Source organism: Aestuariivirga sp., assembly GCF_041738905.1.
In the GTDB taxonomy this organism is placed as follows: domain Bacteria; phylum Pseudomonadota; class Alphaproteobacteria; order Rhizobiales; family Aestuariivirgaceae; genus Aestuariivirga.
In genome coordinates this window covers 1-7,620 of sequence record NZ_JBGSOZ010000197.1, presented here as the reverse complement: position 1 = coordinate 7,620, position 7,620 = coordinate 1, and the positions used below count along the sequence as shown (strand labels likewise).

Annotated in this window: 8 protein-coding genes and 1 pseudogene; 4 read left to right on the top strand and 5 right to left on the bottom strand. The window is 57.1% G+C overall.

Features of this window, described 5'->3' with window-relative positions:
* The first annotated feature begins 233 nt into the window (after window positions 1–233).
* Window positions 234–1,109: a WD40 repeat domain-containing protein gene (locus tag ACEW8Q_RS19090; protein WP_373505652.1), complete on the top strand. Its 876-nt coding sequence runs from the start codon at window positions 234–236 to the stop codon at window positions 1,107–1,109.
* A 44-nt stretch (window positions 1,110–1,153) separates the two neighbouring features.
* On the opposite strand, the gene ACEW8Q_RS19085 is transcribed toward ACEW8Q_RS19090, so the two are convergent.
* A complete protein-coding gene (locus ACEW8Q_RS19085; RefSeq protein WP_373505651.1) occupies window positions 1,154–2,110 on the bottom strand; it encodes a tyrosine-type recombinase/integrase in 957 nt (318 codons plus the stop codon).
* Window positions 2,111–2,642: 532 nt separating this feature from the next.
* Here ACEW8Q_RS19085 and ACEW8Q_RS19080 point away from each other — a divergent pair.
* Window positions 2,643–3,143, top strand: coding sequence for a tetratricopeptide repeat protein (locus ACEW8Q_RS19080; protein WP_373505650.1), 501 nt, complete (start codon window positions 2,643–2,645; stop codon window positions 3,141–3,143).
* A gap of 72 nt (window positions 3,144–3,215) precedes the next feature.
* Window positions 3,216–4,169: pseudogene (locus tag ACEW8Q_RS19075) on the top strand (IS630 family transposase).
* Between the two features lie 110 nt (window positions 4,170–4,279).
* On the opposite strand, the gene ACEW8Q_RS19070 reads toward ACEW8Q_RS19075, so the two are convergent.
* From ACEW8Q_RS19070 to ACEW8Q_RS19055, 4 genes are all read right to left on the bottom strand, one after another.
* The gene (locus ACEW8Q_RS19070) at window positions 4,280–5,107 is read right to left on the bottom strand and encodes an LssY C-terminal domain-containing protein (protein ID WP_373505649.1); all 828 of its coding nucleotides are present in this window, start codon (window positions 5,105–5,107) and stop codon (window positions 4,280–4,282) included.
* Window positions 5,104–5,580 (bottom strand): ion channel, encoded by a 477-nt coding sequence (locus tag ACEW8Q_RS19065; protein WP_373505648.1) that lies wholly within the window; start codon window positions 5,578–5,580, stop codon window positions 5,104–5,106. Before ACEW8Q_RS19065 ends, ACEW8Q_RS19070 begins: the two co-directional genes overlap by 4 nt.
* A 4-nt stretch (window positions 5,581–5,584) precedes the next feature.
* Entirely contained in the window at window positions 5,585–5,812 is a 228-nt protein-coding gene (locus ACEW8Q_RS19060; RefSeq protein WP_373505647.1) for a hypothetical protein, read from the bottom strand.
* 81 nt (window positions 5,813–5,893) lie between these two features.
* Window positions 5,894–6,370: a DUF992 domain-containing protein gene (locus ACEW8Q_RS19055; RefSeq protein WP_373505646.1), complete on the bottom strand. Its 477-nt coding sequence runs from the start codon at window positions 6,368–6,370 to the stop codon at window positions 5,894–5,896.
* Window positions 6,371–6,690: 320 nt separating this feature from the next.
* Between ACEW8Q_RS19055 and ACEW8Q_RS19050 the strand changes: the two genes are divergently transcribed.
* Window positions 6,691–7,446 carry a hypothetical protein gene (locus ACEW8Q_RS19050; protein WP_373505645.1) on the top strand — a complete coding sequence of 252 codons (756 nt, stop codon included), beginning with the start codon at window positions 6,691–6,693 and terminating at the stop codon, window positions 7,444–7,446.
* Window positions 7,447–7,620 lie beyond the last annotated feature (174 nt).

Genomic DNA, 7,620 nt, shown 5'->3' with positions numbered 1-7,620 from the left:
TGGCCGCCAGGCGGCAGGACTTGGCGTCAAAGTCGGTACGGAGTGGCAAGGCGGGCATGGTATCGCTCCCTGTTTCCCACCTTGAATCAATTCACAGCTGATTTGTGAAGCCCCAGAGTCACCTTCAACGCGGATTGGTATTAGTTTTACCGGACGGCCGCATCCTGTCGTGGTCAAATGACGGGACCTTGCGCCTGTGGGATGCCACGACCGGGCTGCAGAGCGGTCCCGCCATGGAACATGAAGACGTAGTCACTGGTGCATTGGTGACGCCTGGCGGCCGCATCCTGTCATGGTCAGATGACCAAACGTTACGATTGTGGGATCCGACGACCGGACTACAGCGCGGCCCCGCTATGAAACATGATAACTTGGTCACTGGTGCACTCGCAATGTTGGACGGGCGCATTCTGTCATGGTCGGATGACCAGACCTTGCGGCTGTGGGATACGAAGACCGGGCTGCAGAGTGGCCCCGCCATGAAACATGACAGCTTTGTTCAGGGTGCACTCGTAATGCCGGACGGTCAAATTCTGTCCTGGTCAGTTGACCAGACTCTGCGGCTGTGGGATCCGACGACCGGACTACAGAATGGCCCCGCCATGAAACATGACAGCGGCGTCGTTGGCGCCCTTGTGATGCCGGATGGCCGCATATTGTCATGGTCAGCTGACCAGACCTTGCGATTGTGGGATGCAACGACCGGGCTACAGAGCGGCCCCGCCATGAAACATGACAGCAGCGTCGTTGGCGCCCTTGTGATGCCGGATGGCCGCATCCTGTCCTGGTCATATGACCAGACCTTGCGATTGTGGGATGCGGCGACCGTGCGGCAGATTGGTCCCGCCATGCATCATGACGCCCTTGTTCGAGGCGCGTTGGCTTTGCCGGACAGCCGAATTCTGTCGTGGTCGGATGATGAGACCTTGCGATTGTGGAATTTAGCTTGGCCGCCGGGCAACTTGTTCGAAATCGCCTGTGCGCTTTTGCCCGATGCCAATGTCGCAACGATGTCTGATGCCACAAGTCTGGCGATTAAAGACCCGATATGTGTGGAGCCTTCGAAAATACCTCTGCCCGATTGGAGGCAAGCACCTCAGATCCACTGACAATAGGACAGCCCAAAGCTGGGATGGATCATCCTGAGCGTATGCTATCGCTTCTTCTGCCGTGGCGATTTGAGAGCCACGACGTTGTTATCAAAACTAGATTCGAATTGAGTAAGCGATTCAATGGCATTCTTCTTGTGTTGGTCATTGGCATGGGAATACCGGTGTAGCATCACGTGAGTCTTGTGGCCGGTGATGCTCATTATAATTGAGTCTGACACTCCTGCAGCCTGGAGTTGACTGGTGAAGTTATGACGAAGATCGTGTGGCCGAAGGTTCGCAACATGTGCCGACTTGCACAGGCGCAGCCAACCTTTGCGCACGCTCTGCATGGCATCTCCATTGTCGAAGCGGGCTGGGAAAATCCACCGGCTATCGCGCGCTGCCGGTTTCCAGCGGATCAATTCATTGGCCAAGGTCGAGCGGAGCGGGATACGACGGCCCTCGCCGGATTTTGAGCGGCGGATGACGATACGCTCATGCTCAAATTCGACGTCAGTCCATTCCAGTGCCAGAGCCTCGCCCAGTCGCATGCCGGTCTGGAACAGCATGTGGAACAGTGGGCGCACGAAGTCGCTCATTTCACCTGCAGCCGCGAAGAGGCGGGCGGTTTCCTCATTCGACAGAATGCGGTCTCGCACGTTGTTGGGGTTGAGGAACTTGATACCCTTGACCGGGTTGAGGGAAACGGTGCCCGCCCGGATCGCTTCCGAGAATAGAGACTTGAGACATGCGACTTCGCCATTCACTGTAGAGATAGCAGCATCTGTGTCGAGACGCTTGTTGTAGAAGGCGAGGCAATCCTGGCCAGTGATCGCCTCAATCGGTCTGGTGCCGAAGTGGGGAATGATATGCTGGTCAAGCTGTTGTCTGTACTTCTTCAGTGTCTTCAGGTGGCGTTTTGTTTCCAGGAAACGCGGTGCAAATGATTTGATAGTCGTGGATTCTGTCTTCCGCTTTTTCTGGTAGGTTCCTTCGAAAATGGCAGCCTTTCTCGCCATCAACACGCCCTAGGCCTGTGACCTGTTCCGGCAGTTGGGTAGGGCCAGTGGGACAAAACCGAACTCTAAGTGATTGAAAGGATTCAGCCTTGGAAACGAATGGTGCCCGGGACCGGAATCGAACCAGTGACACGCGGATTTTCAATTCTCAGTCACTGATTGCCCTGCCCAACCTACGTAGTCCTGTGCAGCCCTAACAATCTGATATTCTTGAATTTGGTGATTTCAAGTTGTCCCACGGTGACCTGCGGTTGCCAGTATTGTCGGTACCATCAAGGTACCATGTCACTCGCCATGGTCTGTCTCACCTGAGGCCGATGGCCTGTGACGCTATTCTCAAGGAATTTGATAGGTGGGCCGCCCAGCATAGGAAAGACCTCTCCTGCTGAGCTTCTTTTGCGGGCGGCGCAGGGCATTCTGGAAAAATTGGCAGTCCTGAAAGGTTTCACGAAGCGTAGTCTCGACGGTGTGATAGATTGAAAGGCAGATACAATGTCGAATTGATCGTCCGAAAGGCAGGCTCGATGTGAGCATGAGAGTCAAAGTATTCTCGATTGTATGCGGTCTCATTACCAGCCTACTGGTAGAGTCGGCGTATGCCGATCAATTGTCTGACGCTACTCAGGCATTCGAGCGTAAAGACAGTTCCAGAGCCTACGAGACATGGCATCGGTTGGCGGAACAAGGCGATGCGGAGGCCCAATTTCAATTGGGTGAAATGTGTGCCGGAGGTCGTTTGTACAGTGCAGGTAAAGGCTTCCTCTGCTCTACAAAGGATAGTCGGATCTGGACCCTAAAGGCTGCGGAAAAGAGACATACAAAGGCGATGTTGAGTCTCAGCATGCGCTATCTAACGGGACTTGGAGCGCCCGAGGATTTTGCCCAAGCTCATATGTGGGCCAACCTTGCGACGATCAATGGTGGCTGGGACGCACGGAATGATCTCCGCGATTTGGAGGAACTGTTAAGCCCTGAGCAAATCACAGAAGGCCAGCGGCTTGCACGCGAATGGCTAGATCGGCATCCGATCTGAATGAATCTTTTGGGATTCCCAAATCAGTGGGGAAGTGATTCAGACTGTCTGCCGGAGTGGAGGCCGGCAGGCATGTCGAAAGCGCTGTCGCTCGATCTCAGGGTCCGTGTCTTGGCCGCCGTTGAGGCTGGGGCAACGCATCGCGAAGCTGGCGAGCGCTTCGGTGTCAGCCCGGCGAGCGTCAGCCGGTGGCGGGAGCGGAAGCGGGAAGAAGGCGAACCTCGCCCCAAGGCCTTGGGCGGTGATCGCCGCTCCGGCCGCATCGAAGCGCACCATGATGCCGTTCTGGCGGCACTTGGTCCCGCCCAGGACGCCACCATCGAGGAGGTGCGTCATGTGCTTGCCCGGCAGGGCCTTACCTTTGGCTTCGGAACCATCCAGCGTTTCTTCGCGCGTCACGGCATCACGCGCAAAAAAAGACGGCCTATGCTGCGGAACAGGACCGTCCCGATATCCTGAGACGCCGCCGGGACTGGTTTGAAGGGCAACTCGATCTGGCGCCTGAGCGCCTCGTGTTCATCGACGAGACCTGGGCTTCCACCAACATGGCGCGCCGCCACGGCCGGTGCGCGAGGGGCGAGCGGCTCAGGGTCGGAGTGCCCCACGGGCATTGGAAGACGACAACGTTCATCGGTGCATTGACCCTGCGAGGCTTCATCGCGCCCTTCGTGCTGGACGGACCGATCAACCGTGAAGCCTTCGAAGCGTATGTCGAGCAAGTCCTCCTCCCGGAACTGCGCTCCGGTGACATCGTCATCATGGACAATCTCTCCAGCCACAAGGGCCCGCGGGTTCGTGAACTCATCGAGGCGGCAGGTGCTGAACTCAACTACCTCCCTCCCACCCTACAGTCCCGATTTCAACCCCATCGAAAATGCCTTCGCAAAGATGAAGGCTCTCCTCCAAAAGGCGGCGAAGCGCACCGTTGAAGGACTCTGGACCGCTATCGGTGAGTTCCTGCCAGCCTTCAAGCCTGCAGAGTGCAGAAACTACTTTGCTGCCGCAGGCTACGATGCAGACTCATAGGATTCCGCTCTAAGGGCAATTACAACGTCCAGGTCTTATCGGCACCACGCCTCGCAGATATCTCCGACCTTGCCTTCGAACAGTCTTCCACTTCCAACGCGCCACTGACGCTACTGGGACAACCATCCGGAGACAGATTTCCAAAACCCGTTCTTGAGCGCGATGATTGGAGTGTCGCCCTTCACCTCGGGCGGTGCGGACACAGGTGCAGCACCCGGCGAGAGGACGGCGACATGGATTTCTCCATCCGTGAAGTAACGGTCCCCTTCGCCATTGCGGCCATTGAGCGTGGGGCCTACGCCCGACACGTTATAAAGTCCTGTCACCACCTCAGGCGCGACCAGGTCTGCGATCAATCGGTCACGCTCGTCATCGACGTCCGGCGCGATGTGATGGGTGAACTGTCCCGTATAGTCGTTGAAGCCTACGCTGTGATCGAGCGTGGCAGAACCGAGCCACACAGGCCTGCCTTCAACTCCAGCGTCAATCACCTTCCAGAACCGGACGTGATTGCGCTTGTCGGCGCTCTCGCCGATCGACTTCTCGAAGGCCAGATCCTGCTTGCGGCCCTCATAGAGAAGCGTGCTGACGGGCGCATCGGCATAGGGCCGGTCGAAGACGACACTACCGGCAATCTCGATGCTGCTTTTCAGGGTGATGGGATCGGCTGGATGCCAGCCAGCCTTGTGCATGGCGAGCACCACATCTGCCTGATTGCCGACGATGCCGACGTTCAGCGGATCACCGGGAATGCCTGAGGTGGTCGTGGTCAATGCGGGCTTTGTGGCAAGGCCCGGCTGATGCTCATGATGGTACCAGAGTCGAGGAAGAACGAGGTAGGCAGCCACGAAATAGATGGCCAGAAGCAGGACGACAAATTTGAGCGTGCCGAACAGGCGCGACTTCCGCGGCTTCGGTTGAGGCTGAACCTCATTCATGACGCGTCCTTATCCTTCCGCGCTTGAACTCTGTCGAACTTTCCGAACTCCGTCATGATATTGACCAGCACGCTGCCGGTCCACCCGAAGGTGAAAAGACCCGACATGGCAATCATCGGGCCGACGAGGCGCCACTTCTCTGGTAGGGCAACATTGCCTTCACCCAGTGTGGTGTAGCTCTCCAGCACATAGAAATAACTGTCACGTAGTGATGGGATCAGTCCCGCTTGCGAAATCGGAAGGGCCCACAGGAGGGTTTCGACGAGATGCAGGCCGGCCATGGAGGCGACAGTGGTGGCGAGGATGAGGTTCACGCGCCACTGCGTTCCGGATGCTTCAACTCCCACCCACGCCCGGCTGAATTCTCGGTAGATCGTGCGTATGCCTACGCCATGGACGAAGATGATGAAGGTGAGAATGACCAGCCCCAGGACAAGCTCGACGACAGGACGCGACTCGCCGACACTTTCCATCACCTCACTCGAGGACGCTGATTTGCGCGGCCTCGTCAGGGATCAGGCGCACGTGGTATTTCAAGCCCTCGCAGGTGAGAATGTAGACGGCCTGATCGGGCATTGACTCGCCTTCGACCTTTTCGGTCGAAACCGGGTTGTCGCAGGCAAAACCCTGGCTCCGGACTTGAGCCGCCACAATCCCAAGTGTTGCGGACTGATCCTCGGCGATGGCTGGCGGCGCAAGCGGCATTAAGCTCAATGCAGCAAGGGCAAGACTGATAGGGCGATGGAACATCTCAACTCCTTCAGCACACGACGGACACCGTCCAGCTCACTGGACGTCGTGCAACTTGACCTTGGCGATCCCCGCCGCCACATTCACTCCGGTCTGCGTCTGGAAGGAGTAAGGCTGCAGAATATAGGCACGGTTGAAGCCGCCGCTCAGATCGTTGGCGCCCCCTCCGGCTCCGACCGAAGCATTGGCGGTGAGGCCCACATAGGTTCCGGCAAGAGCGCCCTTCGGCACGCCCTTCTGGGCCGAGACGACGGCCCAGGTCAAAACGCCGCCTTTCGTCTCGCCGATCGCCAGTCCGAATTCTTCGATCGTACCTGCGTAACTGTCGGTGGGCCCGCCATTACTCGGCGTATAAACGCATGTCATCCGCTGTTTCTCGGTGAAGATCAGACCAATACCAGCGGAGATATCGCACTCCAGCATACCAAGCTGAATGGACTCCTGGGCAATGGCGGCAGGAGTACCGACAAGAAGTGTGGCAGTAAAGAGCAGAGCGGCGAACTTGCGTGTCATCGAATCTCTCCCGGATGAGCCCATGAGGATATGAACCAGAACGCTTGCGGTGACAAGATTGCGACAGGGGCCGGCAGGGAAGGGGAATGGGCCATGGTTCCCTGAGAGTATGGAATAAGTCTGGGACATCTACAGCAGTCTCATAGCTCCTTCTGCCAGCCACGATTGAAACACATAGCGATATTTGCTATACTCGCGGGTGTATGAATCGTTGTGCATTGCAAGCACATGTTCCAAGACTTGCCTGAGAAGGACTCCCATGACCATTCTGCGACGTCTCACACGGCCACCCCCGAAGGTCGGCTTTGGTGGCAAGGGTTATGGCTGCTACCGCCGTGATCGCACTCGCTGTATGTCCATCAAACGCCGCAGATATAGTTGATGTCCCCGCTGATCTCAACGACTGGACCTTTACGGCCGCGGCCTATCTCTGGGCTTCAGGTCTGAGTGGTGACTCAGGCGTATTCGGACTTCCGCCACAAGAGGTGGACTTGAGTTTCGCCGATATTCTCGAGGACCTCAATTTTGCTTTCATGGGGTTTGGCGAAGCGCGGAAAGGACGGTTTAGCCTGGGCGCGGATCTTACTTACGCGGATGTTGAAGCCAATGTGTCGACCCCTTTCGGGATCATCGCGGATGATATCGATGTAACGACGTCGACGTTCATGGGCACCGCCTACGTCGGTTACAGTGTGGTCGACAGTGCCGACGTGCGTATCGATGGCATCGCGGGCGCACGGCTCTGGTCAGTCAATACAGAGTTCGACGTCAACGGCGGCGCATTGAATGGTCGCTCTGCCAGTGATGGTGCGACCTGGGTCGATCCGATGGCCGGACTGAAGCTGTATGCTGAACTGTCACCGGAGATTTATATCTCAGCCTGGGGGATGATCGGCGGATTCGGGGTGTCATCCGATATGATGTGGGATGTCATGGGGGGATTGGGATATCGGTTTACCGATTCATTTTCCCTGTTCGGTGGTTACCGGGCGGTCAGCGTCGACTATAGCAATGACGGATTTGTCTACGACATGGTGCAGCAGGGTCCGGTGTTCGCAGGCGTGTTTCGATTTTAGGCGCACATGTCGACTCCTGAGAAATGGAGCAGTGTAGCCATCCGTCGTAGGCCGCCGGCTTTGCAGTCGGCGAGTTGGCGGGACTCAACGCTTCAGAAGCATGGGGTTGTCTTTGTGGATTTTGATCAGCTCCGCGAGGGTCTCGATTCCAAAGTCGGTGAACGCCATCACGCC